The sequence below is a fragment of the Leptolyngbya sp. Heron Island J genome, from assembly GCF_000482245.1.
GTDB lineage: Bacteria > Cyanobacteriota > Cyanobacteriia > Phormidesmidales > Phormidesmidaceae > Leptothoe.
On the sequence record NZ_AWNH01000113.1, the window covers coordinates 1 to 21,217 of the forward strand.

Annotated in this window: 22 protein-coding genes; 4 read left to right on the forward strand and 18 right to left on the reverse strand. The window is 46.7% G+C overall.

Going from position 1 to position 21,217, the window contains the following annotated elements:
* On the forward strand, positions 1-1,768 hold a 1,768-nt coding region (ltrA, locus tag N836_RS70065), incomplete at its 5' end, for a group II intron reverse transcriptase/maturase (RefSeq protein WP_051394655.1).
* A gap of 490 nt (positions 1,769-2,258) precedes the next feature.
* On the opposite strand, the gene N836_RS77300 is transcribed toward ltrA, so the two are convergent.
* The 4 genes from N836_RS77300 to N836_RS70080 all read right to left on the reverse strand — a co-directional run bounded on the left by N836_RS77300 (position 2,259) and on the right by N836_RS70080 (position 8,678).
* Positions 2,259-2,501: a hypothetical protein gene (locus tag N836_RS77300; protein ID WP_152532300.1), complete on the reverse strand. Its 243-nt coding sequence runs from the start codon at positions 2,499-2,501 to the stop codon at positions 2,259-2,261.
* 43 nt (positions 2,502-2,544) lie between these two features.
* A complete protein-coding gene (locus tag N836_RS70075; protein ID WP_023076630.1) occupies positions 2,545-3,900 on the reverse strand; it encodes a transposase in 1,356 nt (451 codons plus the stop codon).
* A gap of 490 nt (positions 3,901-4,390) precedes the next feature.
* Positions 4,391-4,771, reverse strand: coding sequence for a hypothetical protein (locus N836_RS74025; RefSeq protein ID WP_023076631.1), 381 nt, complete (start codon positions 4,769-4,771; stop codon positions 4,391-4,393).
* Between the two features lie 28 nt (positions 4,772-4,799).
* The gene (locus tag N836_RS70080) at positions 4,800-8,678 is read right to left on the reverse strand and encodes a CHAT domain-containing protein (RefSeq protein ID WP_023076632.1); all 3,879 of its coding nucleotides are present in this window, start codon (positions 8,676-8,678) and stop codon (positions 4,800-4,802) included.
* Positions 8,679-8,986: 308 nt separating this feature from the next.
* Here N836_RS70080 and N836_RS76815 point away from each other — a divergent pair, with 308 nt between their 5' ends.
* Positions 8,987-9,130 carry a hypothetical protein gene (locus N836_RS76815; protein WP_023076633.1) on the forward strand — a complete coding sequence of 48 codons (144 nt, stop codon included), beginning with the start codon at positions 8,987-8,989 and terminating at the stop codon, positions 9,128-9,130.
* Positions 9,131-9,469: 339 nt separating this feature from the next.
* Here the strand turns inward: N836_RS76815 and N836_RS78090 are convergent, their stop codons facing one another.
* The 14 genes from N836_RS78090 to N836_RS70130 form a co-directional block, all read right to left on the reverse strand.
* Entirely contained in the window at positions 9,470-9,616 is a 147-nt protein-coding gene (locus tag N836_RS78090; protein WP_327058736.1) for a hypothetical protein, read from the reverse strand.
* A complete protein-coding gene (locus tag N836_RS78095; protein ID WP_327058737.1) occupies positions 9,556-10,014 on the reverse strand; it encodes a DUF1016 domain-containing protein in 459 nt (152 codons plus the stop codon). Before N836_RS78095 ends, N836_RS78090 begins: the two co-directional genes overlap by 61 nt.
* Before the next feature lie 66 nt (positions 10,015-10,080).
* Positions 10,081-10,203, reverse strand: a complete 123-nt coding sequence (locus N836_RS78100) for a DUF1016 N-terminal domain-containing protein (protein ID WP_327058738.1) — start codon at positions 10,201-10,203, stop codon at positions 10,081-10,083.
* Positions 10,185-10,478, reverse strand: coding sequence for a DUF1016 N-terminal domain-containing protein (locus N836_RS78105; RefSeq protein ID WP_327058739.1), 294 nt, complete (start codon positions 10,476-10,478; stop codon positions 10,185-10,187). Before N836_RS78105 ends, N836_RS78100 begins: the two co-directional genes overlap by 19 nt.
* Positions 10,479-10,624: 146 nt before the next feature.
* A complete protein-coding gene (locus N836_RS70090) occupies positions 10,625-11,758 on the reverse strand; it encodes a ParB/RepB/Spo0J family partition protein (RefSeq protein ID WP_023076636.1) in 1,134 nt (377 codons plus the stop codon).
* Positions 11,751-12,551, reverse strand: coding sequence for a ParA family protein (locus N836_RS70095; protein ID WP_023076637.1), 801 nt, complete (start codon positions 12,549-12,551; stop codon positions 11,751-11,753). Before N836_RS70095 ends, N836_RS70090 begins: the two co-directional genes overlap by 8 nt.
* A gap of 322 nt (positions 12,552-12,873) precedes the next feature.
* Entirely contained in the window at positions 12,874-13,257 is a 384-nt protein-coding gene (locus tag N836_RS76190) for a hypothetical protein (RefSeq protein WP_152532301.1), read from the reverse strand.
* 117 nt (positions 13,258-13,374) lie between these two features.
* Positions 13,375-13,629, reverse strand: a complete 255-nt coding sequence (locus N836_RS70105; RefSeq protein ID WP_023076639.1) for a hypothetical protein — start codon at positions 13,627-13,629, stop codon at positions 13,375-13,377.
* Between the two features lie 60 nt (positions 13,630-13,689).
* Positions 13,690-13,971 (reverse strand): hypothetical protein, encoded by a 282-nt coding sequence (locus tag N836_RS70110; protein ID WP_023076640.1) that lies wholly within the window; start codon positions 13,969-13,971, stop codon positions 13,690-13,692.
* Positions 13,972-13,983: 12 nt separating this feature from the next.
* The gene (locus N836_RS70115; RefSeq protein WP_023076641.1) at positions 13,984-14,988 is read right to left on the reverse strand and encodes a ParM/StbA family protein; all 1,005 of its coding nucleotides are present in this window, start codon (positions 14,986-14,988) and stop codon (positions 13,984-13,986) included.
* A gap of 525 nt (positions 14,989-15,513) precedes the next feature.
* Positions 15,514-17,763 (reverse strand): hypothetical protein, encoded by a 2,250-nt coding sequence (locus tag N836_RS70120; protein ID WP_023076642.1) that lies wholly within the window; start codon positions 17,761-17,763, stop codon positions 15,514-15,516.
* The gene (locus tag N836_RS0139770) at positions 17,751-18,047 is read right to left on the reverse strand and encodes a hypothetical protein (protein WP_031294547.1); all 297 of its coding nucleotides are present in this window, start codon (positions 18,045-18,047) and stop codon (positions 17,751-17,753) included. The genes N836_RS70120 and N836_RS0139770 overlap by 13 nt, the downstream gene beginning before the upstream one ends.
* 60 nt (positions 18,048-18,107) lie before the next feature.
* Positions 18,108-18,656, reverse strand: a complete 549-nt coding sequence (locus tag N836_RS70125; protein ID WP_023076644.1) for a hypothetical protein — start codon at positions 18,654-18,656, stop codon at positions 18,108-18,110.
* Between the two features lie 91 nt (positions 18,657-18,747).
* A complete protein-coding gene (locus tag N836_RS70130; RefSeq protein WP_023076645.1) occupies positions 18,748-19,341 on the reverse strand; it encodes a hypothetical protein in 594 nt (197 codons plus the stop codon).
* A gap of 668 nt (positions 19,342-20,009) precedes the next feature.
* Between N836_RS70130 and N836_RS70135 the strand changes: the two genes are divergently transcribed.
* Entirely contained in the window at positions 20,010-20,540 is a 531-nt protein-coding gene (locus N836_RS70135) for a hypothetical protein (protein WP_152532302.1), read from the forward strand.
* A 180-nt stretch (positions 20,541-20,720) separates the two neighbouring features.
* Positions 20,721-20,972: a hypothetical protein gene (locus N836_RS70140; RefSeq protein ID WP_152532303.1), complete on the forward strand. Its 252-nt coding sequence runs from the start codon at positions 20,721-20,723 to the stop codon at positions 20,970-20,972.
* Positions 20,973-21,217 lie beyond the last annotated feature (245 nt).

A 21,217-nucleotide genomic window follows, 5' to 3' on the forward strand; every position in this document is an offset into this window, starting at 1 on the left:
GAAAGATAGAGTCTCATCAGACATCGGAGCAAGGACGCCTCTTCAACACTGGACCTCCATCAACTGGGGGCAAGTAAAGAAACGGGTGAGGAACCTGAGATACCGCATTTATCGTGCTACTCAAAACGGTCAGTGGAATCGGGTGCGCAGCCTGATGAAGCTGATGCTTAAGAGCTACTCCAACCTGCTGCTATCGGTGCGGCGTGTGACTCAAGAGAATCAGGGCAAACAGACAGCGGGCTTAGATGGCCAGACTGCCTTAACCTCTGAACAACGAGTCCAACTGGTGAATCGACTGCAAGACCATTCTCTCTGGCAAGTGCATCCGACTAAACGGATCTACATTCCAAAAGCGAATGGAAAACTCAGGCCACTGGGCATTCCTGCCCTCGAAAACCGAGTTGCCCAGACGATAGTGAAGCATGCGCTTGAGCCTCATTGGGAGGCCCGTTTCGAGTCTCACAGTTATGGCTTTCGCCCTGGTCGTAGTTGTCACGATGCCATTGAGCAGTGCTTCCTACGACTTAAAGGTGGCGGTGATACCTGGGTACTTGATGCGGATCTAAAGAGTGCATTCGACAAAGTAGATCACCGCTTTATCCTCGACACCATTGGCCCGGTGCCAGGTCGAGAGCTGATTAAGCAGTGGCTCAAAGCAGGATATGTAGAGGCTGAGATGTTTCATGCTACCCCCGAAGGTACGCCTCAGGGCGGTCCGCTTTCACCTTTATTGTTGAACATTGCCTTGAATGGGATGCAGGACTTGTTGCTGTCATTCACAACAACTCGAACCTACCAGCCTTCTTCAAAAGCAAAATCACAGTCTCCGCGCAAACGTACTTCGCCAACTTATGGCTACTGTCGTTACGCGGATGACTTTCTGGTAACGGCGAAAACAAGAGCAGACATCGAAGCCATTGTCCCTGTCTTGCAGACGTGGCTTAAACCACGCGGGCTAGCGCTGAACATGGAAAAGACCCAAATCGTGAACATCCAACAGGGGTTTCCGTTCTTGGGTTTCTCGCTTCGGCACTACAACGGGAAATGTCTCTGCCGACCGCAAAAGGAAAAGGTGTTGGCCTTCCTGGCGCGGCTACGGAGTTGGTTGAAGCAAAACGCCTCGGTCTCTCCAGCGGCGGTGATTCATCACCTGAATCCCATTCTGCGAGGTTGGGGCAACTACTACAAACATGGTGTCAGTAAAGACGTGTTTGGCTACGTGGACCATCAGCTCTGGAGAGGACTTTGGAAATGGTGTTGCCGGCGTCATCCGAACAAGTCGAAGGGATGGATTATCAGGAAGTACTACCAAACCTTTAAGGGACGTGCGTGGACATTTGCCACTAACGTCACTGACCGAGCGGGCAATCGAAAACTGCTGAGGCTAATACGTCTGGCGGATATTCCGATTCAACGCCATGTCAAGGTTAAAGGAACGGCCTCACCGGATGACCCAGCACTTCAAGACTACTGGCGTCATCGCCATACTCGATATGGGAAAACCTATTGGGATAAAGGCTCTAAATACTTCAAAGTAGCTCAGAGCCAGAACTGGCGATGTCCAGTCTGTCATGAAGCCTTGTTTAATGGAGAGGCTCTACACACCCATCATCGGTTGCCTGTAAAACAGGGTGGCAGAGAACGTGAAGAGAATCTGGTTCATCTTCATCATACCTGCCATCAATATTTACACAACAATGAGGATATGGTTTTGAATGGCTTAAGGCTTGAGCGGCTTGATGGGATGACTGTCACGAGCCGTTCTTAGGGGAGGGGGACACGGCGACGTGTGCCCTCTTACCCGACAACGTGCACCGAAGTGCAAGAGGGGGTTATCTGCATATCCCCTCGAAAAGGTATAGTCCACGTGCGATTCGATGAGCCCCCGAAGCTATTAGAAACACCAGGGATTACGTGAAATTCCAATTCCCAAAAAGAACGGAATATTCCGCATCCTCAAGGTCCCAACCCTTGCAGATAGAGCCTGACAATGCCTCGCAAAATATACTTTTTGAGACGTAGTGATAAGTGTGTCTCAATTCATGTCTCGTTACACGTTTCTCAGATCGTCTTAGACTTTATGAGACGCCAGAAAGCCTGATGCAGTGTTTTTTGACCGTGTAGCTATCTGCTTTCGTAAGTAAAAGAGTCAGGTATTTCCCAGTATGAGACGAATGTATCTTATTCTGGACTATAATTTTTCGAGGGGTTATGCAGAAAAACCCAAGATCTTTTCTAGCCGCTTCGGGCAGAAGGAACTAAAAACGCGACCAGTAAATAATCGGATCTAAGCCATATTTTTTCAAAGGTCTGCGTTCGGCGGTACGCAGGATATTGCCCAGATGGGTAGGCATTAATTCTTTTTTGTCAGGAAAGTTGTGGAGCGCAAGGCGAGTTCTTGCTAGTGTTTCTTGCTGGGTAGGGGTGAGAAAGCATTCGTTGAGCTGGCGATACTCATCTCGCTCAGCTGGGGTGAGTATCGCCAGCTCCTTGGTTTTCAATGATGGTTTTAAGAGCTTCAAACGATCCCTGTCTAAGTGTTATTTAGCCGTCAGATAAAAGTTTTGCGGTTGAGACATGAGGATGTTTAGGATCGTGAATGCGTGGAGGTTTCTTCTTTTTCTTCTTTCTAGTCGCTTTGAGAAACGGCTTTAGCTCCACCTGTGTGGCTAAGGTTTGGCAACAATCAGCTAACTCAGGAATCGACATATCGGCAAAGCCCTGCCAATACTCAGGCGGAATTGCAATCATCATGCCTCGATAAACACCTTGTAGCTCATTGACCACATAGAAGTCCGACAACGCCGCTTCAATTTTGCCAACTCCATGCACACTGGCTAAGGCCGCTTTAAGTGTTGCCAGAATGTTGTAAGCGACCAGCGCCAGAGCAAAACTAAACAAGGCCGCTTTAGGATAGCCTAAGGTTTCGATTTCACCATCAAAGTTCTGAGTGACTGACAAAAACAAGCCTTCTACTTGCCAACGTTCCCGGTAGAGGTGTACAACCCACTCTGGAGTGGCAAGTGTTATCGGTACGTTTGTCAAGCAGACAATGTCTCTATCACCATGGCGAGTGGGTTTGGCTAAGCGCAACACGATGCGTCGCACTCTGAGTGTTTGCTCTCCCTGCTGAATTTGAATGGTTTGTTCCCAAACCTCTCCCGCTTTAGCCTGACCGACAGCTTTGAGGTCACTGATGGCTTCCCAGGGTAAATTCTGGTGCTCACGGATAATGAACATGGCCTGTCGCTGAGCGATTCCGATGAGAAAGTCTCGTGTGCACATATTGCGGTCAGCTATCCATAACTGATCCGCCTTGACCGTGTCTAATACCTGCTTGAATAACCGCCGTTCTTGGGCATGACCATCCTCACACGGAAAGAGATCGACCGCCAATCGCAATGCGGGGTCGAGTACGACGAGTGATTTACCCGGTAACGGGGCGGCCGCGATTGCCTGCAGGACCTTCAATCGGTGCTCGGTAGCTGCCAAGGCATTCCCATCGACAATGCGGGTTTGATACCCCTCAATCATCGCAGCAGATTGGCCACCCATCTGCTCAATCAATTGCCCTAACTCGGTCGCAGTTTCCCTTAACAGCGCTGCACTGACTTGAGGTTCGACACCATTGAGTTTATGGTAGAGCGCACTACGATTGACATTGAGTTCTTTGGCTTTTGCCTTGTAGGTGGCATTGACTGATGGCTGAATCCCACAAACTACTAAGCTTAGGAGATTGACGAGGGTTGAAAATAGGAGGTCACGGGTGTATTGCAGTTTGGCGTGCGTCTCAAAAATCTCATCTAATCGCTGCGGCCGAAACACCCGTTCCATCAATCCTCGCATCATAACGCTGATTGGGCTCTGCTCAACGAAGGCATCGAAGATACTGGCGAGCATTGGCCAACCTCCTGCTCAAACCACGGCTTCTCAAGCTTAGCGTTTATATTTTTCTCCCCCACAGATTTAACACTTAGACAGGGATCGAGCTTCAAACCTAGCCTTGTTTTCCTTTTCGAGGGTTCTCAGGATGTTGCTTCGTTTGATGAGGACTTGTTTGTACTGACGATAATAGGCAATGCAGGCTTGCCGAACAGGTCGAAGCCACAGGTACCAGTAACCTTCTAAAAATCGAATAATTAGGGTATCGAAACGTTGTATGGCGAAGGCAGAGGCGGCAACTATACACAGAGCACCTACTAATGGCAAGCTGGAGCGGTTCGGGATAAGCCACGTAGCGTATGACTAAGGTGTTCCAGCCCAGGCGTTGGATGGCTGTGACAAAGCTCCCCAGCCAAAAGATAAAGACTGGAGTGAGAAGTGTCGCGACCCACTGCTCTGCAAGTTTGCCACCAAAGCTTTCCAGAGCTTTTGCTGTCATAAAATCATCCTACGTTGGAGCAAGCACTAGAGGAACGAGATGAGTAGGGCAAAGAGGAATCTCTTCGTTGGCTTCTCGATACCAGGTGTAGTCATTACCGATAGGGCAGACATAGCAGTCAGCAGCAGTAGGTGCAAGATTGCCAGGAATTCCGTAGTATCCTCGTTCATTGGTAGGAAGCTCTAGGAATTGATCAAGCCAGCTTTTGGTTTCAGGATAGGCCTCTAAAACGTCTAGCAGTTGATCGACCTGAGTGGTCTCGTCCAGGTCGGTTTGGTTCAGTAGCTGGGCTAGTTGTTGATCGATTTGGTCAGCTTGGGCTGGAATCAGCTTAGGCAGTAAGGGGCGGATTGCGCGGCTAGCAGATAGCGCCTGTTCATTGGTGAACATGGGATGTATGAAGATAGGTGAGAAAGAGTTAAACGCCAGTGTAGCTAAAGGCAGCCCAGTGATAGGGATGAGAAAAAAGACGGTTGGTCGGGTTACGAGTTCGCTGTCCGAGGAGAGGGGCAACCTCGGCTTCGGTAAGGTTGTCTCGCAGCCAAATTTGTGCATGGCGCAGGGCTTCTGGTGGATCTATATTTTCGGTCTGCCATAGTTCGTAGAATTTGCCGAGCAAGAGCATGGTGCTAAGATCATTTACGGACCATAGCGATGCGATGATGCCAGCCACTCCAGCTTGTAGTAATCCAGTAGGCAGACTGATCACTTCATCGGGAAGATCGGTGCCGGACAGGCCGGTTTCACAAGCTGAGAGAATGGCCAGGCGCATCCCTTCAAGCTGCAGGTTAAAGAAATCTCGGAGTGACACAATTTCGTCATTAGCCATCAGCAACCCACTATCGAGAGGATTGCTGACTTTCGCGTAGCCATGACATGAGAAGTGCAGTACATCATGGTGGGGAATCGCCGATAAGACCGCGTTACGGTTGGCCTCCTCAGATTTCAGCAAGTGATGTTGTGGGAAGTGGGTCACTGCAGCTTCTATCTCACGATCAGAACCCGGGAGAGGATTCGCCTTAGTCGGATGGGGGTCATTGATGGCCAACAGATTGTCCTCTCCCGCACAGCTAGCAATCTCTCGTGCGGTTTTAAGGGAGCGAGCATTGGGGGCATAGGTGAAAGTTACGACATCCAGCGCATAGCGGCGACCGGTAGGTGTCGTCATGTCGTCTGTCCAGGCTGCGTGAAGCGGGAAGAAGTGTAGAAATCCCATAGGAATTAGCACTGCTTGGTCAGCCCCTATAGCTTGTATATGAGTAATGATTGGGTTCATCAGGATTTTCCAGAGCCGATGAGTGACCTGGTTAAGAGTGTCATGCCAAGTGCTTTGCTTATAATAAGCACTGAAGTATTTAGTGGTGCTTTCCTCAGGATTGCGGATAAATGCTTCTAATATATTTTCTGTTAAGTCGCCTTTAGTGGAGATTACCCCAGGCGCTATAACTTCAATCTCACTAGAGAACAGCGCCTTTAGAGTCCAATCTGTTAGGTCATCTAGCCAGATTGGGTCAATAGTCACAGGGTAATTTGCATCCTCTTTTATACGAGGCTGATGTACTACCATCACTAGGCTACCGTTAGGTGTGGGTAAACAATAGACTAATGGACAAGAAGGCCGCACTACCGCTGTAATAGTTTCAAAGCTCGGTTGGCTTGTAAAGTCTTCGTAGTTAGGGATTTGGCGAATATTGTCAATTGCATTTTTTAACTGTTGGCGGGCTTGCTGTAAATTAGTTTCTGAAACGGAAAGACGATTGGCTTCTGTATGATTACTGTCCGCCAGACGTTCCTCGATTTCAAGCTGACGCATTGCATCAACAGCATTTCTGTACTGCCTGAAAACTTCAGGCGCATCCGTTTCTAACTCTGCCAAGTCGGTGCGGTCACGCTCTAGCGCCTCACTTAGTCCCCGAGCCTTGCCAATTTCAGCTGTGACAAGCGCCTGCTCGAAGTTCCCGGCACGTGCTTGAGCATAGGCGGCTCGATGAAATAAATCGGCAGTTTCGGACAATTCAAATTCTTGACTCCTGCGAGAGAGAGACGCTTGATACAAAAGTTCAGTAGCCTCCAAGGCAGCCTCATAGCTCGTGACAGCATCATCCCAGCGTTGATGATCGGCACAGAGATTTCCTAAATCACGGGCTATTCGTCGACAGTCTTTAGGCAGTAACTCCGGCCTAAAGACTGTCAAAGCTTGTTGGTAGGCAGTAATAGAGTCTTCTAAGTCTTGTGCTGAGTTCCTGCTCCTGCGTACTTTGTAAGCGCCTGCCATTCCCGCCATCACTCGAGCCCACCTAATAGGCGTTTGCTCTGGGCTAAACACTTCTAAGCACTCTCTGTAGAGCATTAGGGCATGTTCGTGGTTCTCTAACCAATCTCCACATGTACGTATCTTATAAATCCTTGCAATGCTGTACTTTGTCTGCGCCCACTTGATGGGCATATCGTTGAAAGTGTAGACCTCTAGGCACTGCGTATAAAGTGTGATCGCATGTTCCTGGTTCGCTTTCTGACTTTCTCCACCGATGCGTTCACTGTAAACAGTTGCCAAACCACTTGTTGCCTGTGCCCATTCAGCAGGCATAGTGTCGCGCGTAAACACTTCCAAACATTGCTCGTAGAGTGTGATCGCATATTCCTGGTCCGACCGATCTCCGTGAATGCGTTCGGTGTAAATCGTCGCTAGATTAACTTTTGCTTTTGCCCACTGAAGGGGCATAGTGTCGCGCGTAAGTATTTCTAAACATTGTTCGTAGAATGTGATCGCAGAATCCTGGTTTATCAACGGATCTCCGTAAACGCGATCTGCATAGGCATTTGCCAAGGTTTGCATTGCACTGAACCATAGCCGAGTTGCAAGATCTTTCTCAAAATACTGAGCTTTATTACCAAGCATTTCTAATAAGCACTGCTGAGAAATCTTAATAGCTTTTTCTAGATTCTCTGCACGATTTCCCAAAGTACGTTCATAGTAGACTGATGCTAGATTAGAAGCCGCTATAGCTCGTTCAATAGGAAGTTGACTCGCTTGCAGACACTGCTCGAATGCTATAACAGACAAATCTAGATTGATTCCTCGTTCACCTTGAGAAAAACTATTAATCAAGTCTCCAAAGATTCCAATAGCGGTCATCACTTTACCGTTGTCATCGTCTACTAGTAGTTCTGATGCGACTTCAGGTAATACAGCTACTAGGTCAGCGTTAAGGTTCGATAAATTAGCCTCTAGTAAACGGTAGACAGGCTCTTTTGAAAATGGGTTTTCAAGTATGCATAAAATCACTTCCGCAAAAAAGGAGCGACTATCTAGGGATACTGCATCAGGCTCAGATCGGAGAGATACCCTTGACCCCATATCTGCGTCTTCGGCCAGTTGAAAGGCCAAATTAAGCAACCAAGTGGCTCTCGTTTCATTCCCTTGCTGTCGGAGTTGTTTTGCTACATCGGATATGTTCTGGAGAAAGCCTTGGCAAATTAATTCTTGATGGGCTTGCAGACTCTCTTGAACTTGGCCATCAGGGTATTTCGAAAGTTGTTCGATTAAAACGCGATCTTTATGAGCATTTACCAAGTTTTGAATTGCGCTGAGCCATAGCCTGTTTGCAATATCAATATCTTCCTCAAAATACTGAGCTTCATTGCCAAGAATTTCTAATAAGCACTGCTGAGAAATCTCAATAGCTTTTTCTAGATTCTCTGCGCGATTTCCCAAAATACGTTCAAAGTAAGCTAATGCTAGATTATGAGTCATCACAGCTCGTTCAATAGGGAGTTGACGCGCTTGCAGACACTGCTCGAATGCTACAACAGACAAATCTAGATTGATTGCTCGTTCACCCTGCGAAAAACCGCCAATCAAGGCTCCAAAGTTTCCAATGGCATTCATCGTTTTACTACTGTCATCATTTGCGAGTAGTTCTGATGCGAATTCAGGTAATACAGCTACTAGGTCAGCGTTAAGCTTTGACAGATTAGCCTCTAGTAAACGGTAGACAGGCTCTCTTGGAGATGGGTTTTTAATTATGCATAGAATCACTTCCACAAAAAAAGAGCGACTATCCAGGGATTTTGATAATATGCCTTCAGTCAGTTGCATGGCTAGGTTTAGCAACCAAGTAGCACTCGTTTCATTCCCTTGCTTTTGGAGTTGTTTTGCTACCTCATTCATGACCTGGAGCAAGCCTTGGTCAAGTAATTCTTGATGGGTTTGCAAAATTTCTGGCCCTTGAGCATCAGGGCAGTTTAAAAGTTGTTCGATTAAGTTGAGGTAGGTTTGAATGCGGAGTTCATTCATGGGTAAGGACTGAAGCTGGGACGAAGTTGCTCACCATTCAAAAAGTTCTAGAATGGATTGTCTTCTCTACAGACTCTATAGGCTAGCTCAGAGTACAGGGACAAAGCTAAGTTAGGTGGAGCTAGGCACTATAGCTGTAGGAGATTTGACAAGGTGATGGATAAAGAGGTGAGCTAGGAGCTAACATACACCCTAGAACTAACCCTCTCATGAATTCGGTTAATCTCATTCATGAGAGGGTTAGTTCTCATTTGCCCTGGCATGGGGCGCGGCTAAGCTTCTTAGGGTAATTAAAGCGAAGCTGTTATATGGAAATCACAAAGGTCACAATCAGCTTAAATATTCAGGCAAATAGTAAGTTTGTTGCTCGTAATGAAAAAATTGTTAGGGAGATGGTAGAGTTTCTTTATTTTTCTAAGCTGGAACTTGGAAAAGAGGATATTGGCGGCTGAACGCCTGGTTCACCGCTGATAGCTATTACTGCATTGTTGAAAGCGATATCGATGAAGGCCCAGACTAATTACTGTTCTGCTAGTAATTAGCTTGGCGAATTAACTTACTTTCGAGAGGATTTAGATACAGACCTATACGCCACTAACTAAGTCACTGAGAAGTTAATAAGGTTAGTTTTTATAAGCACCTGTGTTCAGTAAGATTTAAACCGTTATTTCTAATACTTGAGATGACAGATATGAATTCTCGGGAAAGACAAGTAGATAGATTCACACACAAGGTTACTTTTCAGAATTACTGGATATGAATATTACCATTGATCCTTTTTACTAAGTCCATTACATATCCTCGGAAAACGGTTCAGTCTTTTCGGCTCCAAAGGTTTGTGCGGTTATCTCTTTGATAACCGTATCAATTTCCATCTCTAGTTGCTCAATAGTGGATAGACTCTGTCTAAGTTTCTCAGGTAGGCGATGTGTGGCCACAGCAATAGGTGTACTGACGTTGCGAAAGCATACTCTGCTGTTGTCTTTTTGCTGGAACGACACAACACAAGGCCGATAGTGGGGTTATCGTCGGCATGGCGAAGCATGACATCAACTGCCGAGACGTAGAAGTTCATCTTCCCAAAGTACTCCGGCCTAAATTCAGTAACCTTGAGATCGATTACAACATAACAGCGTAGCTGGACATGATAGAACAGCAAATCGATATAGTAGTCGTCACCATCAACTTCAATATGATATTGACTGCCCATAAAGGCAAAACCTACTCCTAGCTCCAGGAGGAATTCACGAATATGATCAACCAGTGCTTTCTCAAGTTCTCGTTCTTGGGCGTCTTCTCCTAACGATAAAAAGTCAAAATTATAGGGATCTTTGATTAACTGCCTCGCTAAATCAGACTGGGCTTGGGGTAACGTTTGCTCAAAGTTCGTTACTGCTTCTCCCTAGCGTTGATAAAGATTGCTCTCTATCTGAATCGCCAGAATATCTCGACTCCAACTATTTTCAAGAGATTTCTGTGCGTACCAGAGTCGCTGATCATACTCCTTTACCTTGTCCAGTAGTATCTGATTATGTCACCATGGAAATTATGCAGCGTATCGCTGCATAATTTCTCGATTAGGGGACGCCTGGGCAAACTTACGCATATATTTAAGGTTGCGCGACGAAAAACTTTCATCTCAGGAAAGTCTCGCTTTAGGTCTTTGGACAGGCGATCAATGACTTTACTGCCCCAGCCTTCAGTAGCTTGACGTTCCAGAATATTGAGCCCCAAATCCCAATACAGGAGGATAACTTCTCCATTAACAGCCAGTGCTGCCCTAACTTGCGCACAGCGTATTCGACCTTAGTCTCCGTCAAGAATTGTTCGTAATCACCAGGAGGAGTTAAGGATTGCTTATTAGGCATAAGGGGGGCAAAAAAGTTATACATGCAGCCATTGCAGCAATAGTTTACATGGCATCAACGAGCAAACAACTTTGCCTACTAATTATTTTCAGGGAGTCTTGCAGATACCTGATCAGCAAGCAAGTCTACCAGATTCTTTAATTCCGCAAGCTCATTAGGATTTAAATCGTCTAGTAGGTTGGGAAGTCTTTGAAGATTATTGGTAATAGTGGCAATCGCTTTCTGCGATTCGCTCACCGCACTTTCTGATTTATCAGTGAGTGCAGTCTTTACCTGTTTCCTTACTTGAGCAACAGATAGCTTATTATCAAGAACTTCCTTCAAAAGTTTCGCTCGTCGCTTTCGAGCCGTTGCATTGGTAACATCAAGCTTAGACGCAGTTATTCGATTCAATGCGAGTGCATGAAGTCCACCCAGTCCCTGCTCTCGAATAGCTTGCTTGAGATCATCTTGAATGCTAAGCATAGGAAAAATATTGGCATTCACAGATGATGGATTAAGTTGGAGTCCGAGTAAAGTTGAGAAAATAGCATATTCTGTCTCTGACAACTCTAAACCTTCTAGGACAGCTTCCTGTTCATCAGGAGGTGCGATCACAATTGTTGTCACCTGAGAAATTTTCTTTTTCCGTTCCAATCTTTTGACAGCAGTATTGAGTGTCTTTTGTATGGTTGCTGGTTTGAAACCATGGACTCTTTGAATTTCCTGAATCACGGCCTCAGCAATATCTAAAGCATTCAGTTCTTCACGGTGAAGGTTGGCCAACAGAACTCGACGATGAAGTTCTTCCGGCTCAGGGATAATTACCGCTTGAATTGTCTCCCACTCATTGCGCTGAGCACCTCGCCAGCGACGCTCACCATCAAAGATAAAGAAACCACCCTCTGACCGTGCGATCAGAATAATCGGTTCCTGCTGCCCTTCTAACTTCAGGGAAAGTGTCATCCCTGCGATGCTTTCTTCAGAAAAAGTTTGTCGAGGTTGGTCAGGGTTACGTTCAATCTGATTAAGAGGTACGTCTACAACACCACCTTGAGAAAGCTGCTGACGTAATTCTGTAAGCTGGGCTTCTGTATCGTCCTTGCCTTGCTCGCGTAGTGCCTCAATTTCCTGCTTTAAACGCTCAACCTCTGACTCAAGCTCATACACCTGCTTTGCATTGGTTGCACCAGCAAAAGCTTTCATTACTGTCCCTTGTCCAGCTTTAGGCATGTGCAACAGCTCCTACTGCAGAAAGAATAGCGTCGGTAATGGGTTCAAAATCTTTACATGCTGAATGTCCTGGTCGCACTGCATGGAGAGGCAACCCACGAGCACTTGCATTCTTAAATTCACTTGAAAAGCGAATGGGCGTGAAGTAATTAATTCCTAACTCCTCAAGCTGAGGGGTAAGCTCTTCAAGAATATTTCGATGGATAGCAATCCGTTGATCATATTGATTAGGGACAATACCAAGTAATTCAGGCTCAGGCTTAAGTCGTAATTGGCGAACTGTAGAGTAGAACCACTCCAACAATTTCCCTGCTCCTGAAGTTGACTTTGGTTCTACTTGCAGAGGTACCAGAAGATGCGTCGATGCTGAGATCGCAATTTGAGGTAAGGCACCCAAGGTGGCAGGACAATCAAAAATGATAACGTCGTGCTCTACCGGAAAATCCTGGAGACGGTCTGCTAACAGATATGCTCCACGAGCATTCAACACCAGCTCGTTCTGGGACTGCACAAGATTAAGATCGCCTCTTATAGCCTGTACATTTTTTACGCGATCAGACCACAGAGATATAAGAGGCCAGTTGCCATCAAAATCATCACGGAGGACAGCAGAAAGAGTCTGATCTTCTTCGGGGTCATCAAGGCCACAAAAGAGACTTACCGAACCTTGCGGGTCAAGGTCAATGATGAGAACTGATAAGCCTTTGGCACCAAGAGTATATGCAAGATGGGTCGCCAACGTCGTTTTCCCACTTCCCCCAGCATTCGACAGTAAAGCCAGTCTAGTTTGCATAATGATTGGCGAGTTCAACGCGGAAAGTTTAACATAGGATGTGGGATAACGTTATCCCACATCCTATGTTTTTTGATATTTTTTCAGAGTCAAACGTCAAATCGCCAGAGAAACGGACAAGAAGTCGCGCTCAGTTCCACTGCCAGTCTTAACAGACTAATGGATAGTGGTGCTACCACGCTGTAAGTTGCACTCGGCGTCAGCATCTTCCAGCGATGTATACCAAGTGAGCTGAATATTAAGGGGCAGCATAGCTTTTCTCCGTAAATAAATAGATGAGGTCACAGCGTTTCCATGACCTCACATGAACTGACTCTTGAAATTACCGAGTAAGCTTAGCGTCCAGCTCAGTCCATGCCCATCGACAAAAATGAAATACTGCAATCACTACCAACACCAGCGCAATCGAACGAGTACTCACAATAAGCAGAGGTGCTAAGACGCTCACCACCATAAAAAGCCATCCCAGCAAAAAAGTAAGACACGCCCACTTGAGTAGCTCGCTAATTTCTGTTTCATCTGCAATATCGATAACTGCACTCAACCGCTGAGTAATTGGTTCAGGCACCATCGCCAGGTATGTCCTTACGTGTGCTCGAAGAGTAAGAAGCTGGCTTTTGACGTGAGCGAACTTCTTTTTCAGAGAAAGCGTATTGACTGAAGCATCGGCAGTCGGTGTCCCGATACTTGTTTTTGATAAAGTCATAGGTAATTCCTTTCGTCGTTGTTAGGGATTAAAGCCGAGGTCATCGGTAGCCGCCGATGGCCTCTTTGATGTGCTAAGAAGAGCCCATCGGCCAGGGGCGCTCCCTGGAGGTGAGTTCTAATACAGTGACGAATTTTCACCTTGAACAAACTTGAGGAGAGCTGCCGAAAGGGGACTATTCTCAACTCGCCCGGCAACACTTATTGACAGGTGCTCAATTGCCATCGATAAGGCCAGGTTCGCAGAGGCAGTCGCTTTAGCATCGTGGCTGGCATCTGGAAACTCCCGTTTGATAGCTTCTTTTGCAGCCCCAAGAAAATCACTACCAGCGTTCGCAGCACTGTAATTAGCGTCGGATAAAGTATCAAACATGGTTCAAGGTATTAGGAGTGCAGCATCGATCATGGATGAAGACTTCTGCTGTGAGAGCTATCAAAAATCATCATCAAACTCAGATTCATCAACCTGGATATCAGGAGTGAGTGACCCATCAGTTACCAACGATTGAGCGTAAGGTTGAACCAGGGAAGGGGGCTGAACAGGTATCACTGATTGAGCCGTGACGGTGGGGATAAATGCTAAGTCTCGTGCGTTGTAGCTATCGATGAGCCATTTCACAAACTCGGTATGAGTCATCTCCAATGGAATTGATAACTTATCCAGAACAGACCTAAAACGCTTCGGCAGAGTGAGTTGAACTCTTTCGTCTTTCATAAAGCACCTCAATTAAGCAACGCTTTGAAGCGTGTCATCGGTGATAGCTACACAACGGTGGTAGAGCCCTTCAACGTGAACGTACTTGGGGTACTCAGAATCTTCGGAACGGAATGGAATATAGAAATTTGTGTGCTTTTTTAGGAGTCCCTTGCACATACCAGGAAGGAGCACACCTCCGCCAGCCCAGATAACAGGACGAGACTCAGCAGCTTTCAATGCTTCATCCAGAGTGAGGCTGAGACCACCATCACGCCACAGGCCCAGCGCCTGTTTATACTGGGCACTCAAATCGTAACCGTCAACATTTTTAATCGCTCGAACGGTCTGGATAGCCTGCATCACTTCAAACTGATCGAAGCGAGTGCCGTAGGCAGCGGTCGCAAGTTGAGCAACTATCTCGGCCAGGGACAACACACCATGATGATCGGTCTTAAAGTCAATCTTTTGACCGTTGGCATAAGTGCTGTAATTTACGGTGCCACAGCCTAACTCCACTACCGTCACTGGCTTATCGGTAAGCCGAAGAGTAACCGTACCTTCCACATTCTGGAATGACTGACAACTAACGATGCCCCAGCCTTCGCGTTTAACGCTATGCACAGAAGTGGTGATGGTAGCTCGCTGAGTATTGGTCTGGATTGTGAGGGGTTCTGCTAATTTTTCTGCAAACAGCTCATCATCACGTTCTGACTCATAGGGCGAACTCACCACTAAATTAACGTGATAGTCACCCACAGTAATCTCGGGCAAAATGTTCAACCCTATTCCATAAAGTTGCTGAAGTTTTTCAGCCTTATACCGTCTGCTTTTGCCCGTCTGCTCTGAAGTCTCACGACTGGCGTAGCCGTGGCTGTAACGCTGCGTCTCCCCATTTACTGTGAGGGCTATCTGATTTTCGCTCATCCCAGCAAGGCTAATGACACTTGCGGTTGAATAACGTCCACTATCAGATTGAATTTTTACGGCTCCGTTGCCTGGGTCAAAGCCAACATTCACTACAGTTTTTCTCGGCATGATTGAAGGTCTCCTTAGTTTTTTTGAAAAGTCCGCTGCATCCTTGGGGGGCATATGCCAGTCATATGAATGGCAAAATCAGGAAAATCTGTACGTCATATGGTCGTCAAATGGTGCTCACAAGATTATTTCCTAATAGAAAAAATCGAAGAAAAGCAGCAAAAAAATTATATTTTTTCTGACATAAAAAGCGGGATAAGATATTTTTTGAAAAAGAGTACACGTTCAACATACAAAGCCATACGAAAGGATTTATAAAGCGTGTTTACTCCTCAAAATTCAGCTCTCTTTCTTGTAAATAGGGGCGTATTCATCGTATGGAGGTAGTGGGCGAGCACAGGGGAGGCGTTCAGATTATTCTCGTTGCATACGTGCCTCATACTAGAAAAATTCCTTTAATTAAAAGACTGAGAGGGCATTCGTATGGAGTCAGTATGGTTTCATACGCTCATCTGGCCCTGGAAAAATAGTGTGATTTTCTTGGGTTCATAAGGGATTTTCAGCGTAGCGTATACCTGTTTATAGTTACTGATAGTTTGAAAAGCCTAAGAACTGAAAGTCTGGATCATTTTTTTCAGGAAAAACCACCACTTTTTTACTGTCTAAATAAACCAGAACTTCTCTTAGAATTCCTACCTTCAGCTTTATCACCGATTTAAGCTGGTTAGAGGTGTTGATAAATTCTGAAGGTGTCATGATCACCCCCTGAGCAAGCTGCATCATCTGCGCCAGGATGATGGTAAAGACCTCATTGGTAATGCCCCCTGGATTCACTTTTTCTGGTGTAAGTGCCTCTGAAGTGCTCTCAGGAGTATCACTTTCCCAAACAATCTCCTGGCTATCGAGCAAGGAAGAGGTTGCGCCATAGCGCTCACGATTACTCCTATACCCCTTCAACCGGAAGTACTGATCGCCGTTAATGGGATGAGGCTCATAGGCACCTCCCTCCAATTCGATAATGAGATTGAGAATTGCTTCTAGTTCTTCTGGCGAAGCAACATCGGGGAATACAGGCCAGACTTCTTGTGGATCAATAAGACCGTGAGCATCAACATAGTCTCGTGAATTAATCTTTATCCACTGAACAAACTCTGTGGCTGTTCTCTTCTGCTCATCGGTGTATTTCACATTAAGCAGACTCTCGAACGTGATACGGGCTTCGGATGGGGTCACGAGGGAATCCTCCTCTGAAGTGGTAATGAATGCAGCATCGGGTGGCAACGGCACATCGGGTAAGCCATCACCATCAAAATCGTCTTTACTTGGGTTGATTGCTGAAAAATCTATTGGTTGCACCGCTTCTGGTTGCGGAAGCACAATCAAGCGCCATCCATCGTGACCAGCATTGGTAAGAGCAACCACAACATTCACAGGGCTCTGATTCTGCTTATGGGCCTCAAGATAAGTAGCCAGATCAATGAGAAGCTGCTTACGAGTCTCGTCATCATCAACGTAGAACTTGGTCTTAAGAGGAGATGAGACCGCTGAATAGTTGCCCGCTCGTCCCATGCCCGTATAGGAAACATTGGTCTTAAATTGATGGCCGATACCCAGAGCTTCGTTCGTATTGGCATGAGCAAAGCTCCAAATTTTTACAAGCTGAGTTCTGCCATCAATAAGGCCAGTTCTAATCGTTGAGACATAATCATTCTCAAAGGAGGCCAATACCTCATAATCCTCACGAAGGTTTGCCTCTCGCTGCGCATTTGCTGCTGCAACAATCCCCTGATTGGTCTGGTCAATGACCACCACATGGGGCACATCACAGCCGGTATCAATCCAGCTATCTATTGACTGCAACCGCGCTTTTAAGTCAAGAGCAGCAGAGAGCAATTTCTCACCACGCTGACTCGCCGTAAAAACAAAGAGGTCCTTGGTATCTTCCATCCCAGCAAAGTCAAGCCCTTCACCTGTTTTCTGGTTACGGTTTTTGTGGGCGAAGATGGTGAAATTTGTCTGGGGGTTGTACTCCCACTGAGAACGAATTGACCGTTTCTGTAGCTCTGACTTCCCACATCCCGTAGGGGCAACCACCAAGCAGCCACGGGCATCAATGGCAATCTCATGGGCGAGATCCACAATGGGTAAACCGCAATAAGAGGGATGGCCTGTAAGGTCTACCACCCGCTCTTTCTGCTTTGTTCTGGGATTAGTGCGAGTTCCAAACTTAAGAGTCTGTGCTGGCAGTGCCTTTACGCTCGCTGCAACCAGGGCAGCAGCTCCGCCTTCTACCTCCGAAGGGTCAAGCTCTGATCGCATCGCTTCGGCACCCTTTACAAACTCTGCAAAACCATCATCACCGCTTCCATCACCTGCCTCCTTTTGGGAAGGTACAGCTAGATCTGTTTCAACCAGGTGCTCTGGAAGGGCGCTGTTACTGACAAGGCGTTTCTGGGTAGCTGCTGCATATTGAGTAGAGAGTTCAACCGTCTCAGCATTCTGAAGCGTGATCGCCCGTTTCGTCACATGTTCCTCGCGGTGATCGTCAAGTTCGTCTTGAAAATTATCAAGCGCATCAGCTGAAGCAGCAACGAGTCCAGCTGCTCCGATGAGCATCGCCAGTTTGTATGCGGGTCGTAGTGTGGTTCCGAGTGGCCATAACCAGAGGATAAGGCCACCGATAAGTCCTGTGTAGTAGACAATCGCCCGTTTGGGTAGCGTCTCCCAGAGGTAGGCTGCAAAGGTGCTGGTTTGGGATTGAGCCCTGGTAAGCAGCGTATTCCGTTCTGTTGGATTGAGAAAATCAGTATCAAGAATACTAATTAAGTCGGCCATGCTGCTACCACTCCCAAGACAACAAAACTGCAACACACAAGAAAATCGACAATGGTTCCATCCAGGTGCTCTAGCGCCATGTTTCGCGCCCAGCTTCGACCATTAAGAATGCCGTAAACTCTCACGCTGTAAGCAGCAAGGTAGATACAGGTGATGGCACAGGCAACTCCGATAATGGCTCTCATGGGTTGCCAGATATCAGCCAACGTTACAAGCGCTGAAGCAGCAATGGATATTAGAAGGTGTTTTGCAAACCACACGGGTTGCCGATGGGAGAGTCTCATAGTGAAAAACAGTGGGGTTGCTGCAAAGAGGGGATTATCCCCCCTCTTTGGAATCAAAATCTAACGAGCGACTGGTATAGGCAGATGATTATTCAAAACGGTGGAACCACGCTCTGTTCCATTCCGGCTGGTATCGGTGATGCGATTAAGCTTCTCCTGGTAACCACGCTGGAACTTAGCGTATGCTACATTGAGATTTTCAACATCCGCAGCATGTTGGAATGATGTTTTCCGCCGAACCACGTTCAGTTCATGCTTGAGGGTAAGCCACTGAGAATGGGCTTCCTCGCGAGATATTTCAAGTTTTGCTAGTTTCTTCTGAACATTTTTGAGGCGGTTGACAAGCTTCTGCTCAGCCTCAATAAGATGTTCGTAGCTCTCAAGCACCCGTTCAGCCTGGGCGCGTCCCTCGGCCATTTGAGTATTTCGGTCGATGATCTTATCTGCACCTTCTTCATTAAGGCTGATAAGTTGCTCAAGAGTTTCCATCTCCCAGCCGTCGTGGAGACCGATCTTCTCAAGATTGTGAGGATTAATTCCTGTGCCTGAGAGCCCTCCTCCTTTGACACCGAGAAGCCTGTCCAGGTTCTCTGATAGTCCAATTGCCATGGGCGTTTACGCTCCTATATATCAAGATAAGTAGTGAGAAAAAGCATATTGAGCGCTATGTCATAGGCATCACCTCCTTTTGAGAGTCTCTCTAGTAGAGGTAACGGCTGAGTGCCTGCTCAAGGCGATCTAAACGTGCGTCAGTGTTCACCTTCGCACCAGCTACATGCCAGGAAACAAACGCATTAATAAGAAAGGCAGTACCGACCGTAAATAACGCTATATGGGTAATGGTCAACCTTACTTTCCTCATCGCCGAAACTTCGGTACCAACAAGAGAGAGCCCCTGCTTGCATCGGGTAAGGCTTTCTTCAACAACATCAAGTTTGGGAAGCACAATTGAGAGGTGTTGGTTGCTGTTGTCAGCACAGTCACGGGTGAGATTGAACTCCTGTCTAAGGATTTTGAATTCTCTTCTTCCTCTTTCAAGGTCGGTGTGTAGCTCACTAACGGTTCCTTTGATGTCACTTAAAGAACGGGAGTGAAGCCGTCGGTAGGTTGCAAGGTCGGCAGAGAGATCGCCTTGCCGTTCTTCCAACTGCACAAGTGAGTTAACAAGTTCAATCGGTACACTGACCGTTACTCGCTGAGGTGCCTGCTGTGTCAACTCATTAGAATTGTCTGTGTTCCTCAGATTCGCCAGGAGCTGTGATGGATTAACTTTTCGTTCTTTTTCTGCTGTCACTTGGACACCTCCATATCCCTATGGTCACAGTGGGAATCAATCAAAGATTAGTTAGGAAAAAGACGCTGAATCCTTGAGACAGCAGGACTCGACCATTCCAACGCTTCAATAAGTGGATCTATTTTGTGGCGCAGCCAAAAGCCACCAACGAAAGTGCCAGCAGCTAAGGCCAAACTCAGCACAGCTCTTATCGGCAATCGTGGTGGTGATACAGTTCGGCCAAGGCGAGGAGAGGAGGGAGTATAAAACATCAGCAATAATTTGGTATTGAGAACAAGGAGAGAAGGGGAAGAAGAGACGAAATTCGGGGAGCCCTGTAAAGCCTTATGACTTTGTGGATGAGGACGGGTGAATCATGGGAAGTTTTACCGGCTGTAAAATTTGCGTCAAAAGAGCATTTAAGTACTCCGTCATGGAGAGTTCACCACGGATTCGATCGATCTCGGCGAAATTTACTGCCGTCAGAGGAACTCTTCTATCGGGTGATTTGGTCATAGCTCGGAAAATTTATGAGTCAATCAGGGCGATTGTTGGATCAAATTCGGGGCGATTACCTGCTAGACTTTTTATAAGCCACCTATTTAGGTTCTGTCAAGCACTTAAATAGGTTCCAATGCAAGGGAGGGCGCTCATTCATTTACACTGAGCGCATTAGAGCAATGCTGAAGATGGCCAAATTTTCTATAAATGTTCCAGATGAGTATGCTGAAGCGCTCACCGAATGGGCAGAATCGCTCGGTGACAATCGAGGAAGCCTGGTCAGTCACCTATTAAGGTTATGTTGTGAGTCCCAATACCCAGATCGGTTCCCTCAGGTACCTGGGAGCTTACCGAGTGCTCAAGTCACCACTGGAATCGTTCCGCCAAATACGCTCTTATCACAACAACTAACGCTTGCCAGCAATTTAGAAGGACGTGTGACGAGCATTCAGGCGTTAGCCGTAAAAAATCTGAGGGAGTATTTTGAAAAATTCACCAGCCGCTACCACACAGCAATAACCAGCTTTGCCAATACCAACGGGCTTACCTTTGAAGCTGCTTACGTACTCCTCACCCAGCGTTCCTATCCATATAGTGCAGAGGATTTTGAGTGGGCAAAGTCCCAGCCTACGATCCTGACAGAAGCACAATTTCTTGCAGGACAGATGGGCCAGGATAGGTCATCTCCTGGCCTAGAATCAAAAGGCACTCAACATTAAGACAGAAGGAGGCACCATCCTTGCGACACTACAAACACAGACCCTCAGTGCATCAAAGTGGGAAAATCAATCACAAACAAAATATTAAATTTTGTAAAGATCGGACGTTACGTCCAGTACATATGGCCTGGATCACTTAATATGCGTGAGAGCTTAAACAGTACAAGCGAACCTAAAGCCATGAGCACACCTGGACTACAAACCGCGTCCACGATCACCTTCAAGGTTGAACGGGTTCCTGCCGTCACCAGGAATCAATTCAAGAGCGCATGCGCAGCCGATGGGCTCAACATGCGTGATGTCGTGATTCCATTCATGACTCAGTACGGGCAATTCAGTGCTGCCTGTTCAGCAGAAGGGCTCAATGCCTTGGAGGTACTCACTAAAATGATGCAGCAGTTCGCCGAACAGCAAACATCAGAAGCAGCCTAGCAAGTACACTTGTACTGTATCGATATAGGCTTGCAGTGTATCGAGGCAGGATACCTGTAGCTGTCTTAACGTGAAAAAAGGAGGAAATGGATGAATAAGTCTTAAATAGCAAAAATCCCAACCTGTTGGCAGTAGGTGGGACTTTGCAAAACCAAAAGATATTCAGTTTTAGGGTTCGGATTCCAGAAAGCTTTGACGGCAAATTGGAAAACCGAGGGATTCGTTTATGTATTTTAAGGCGGATC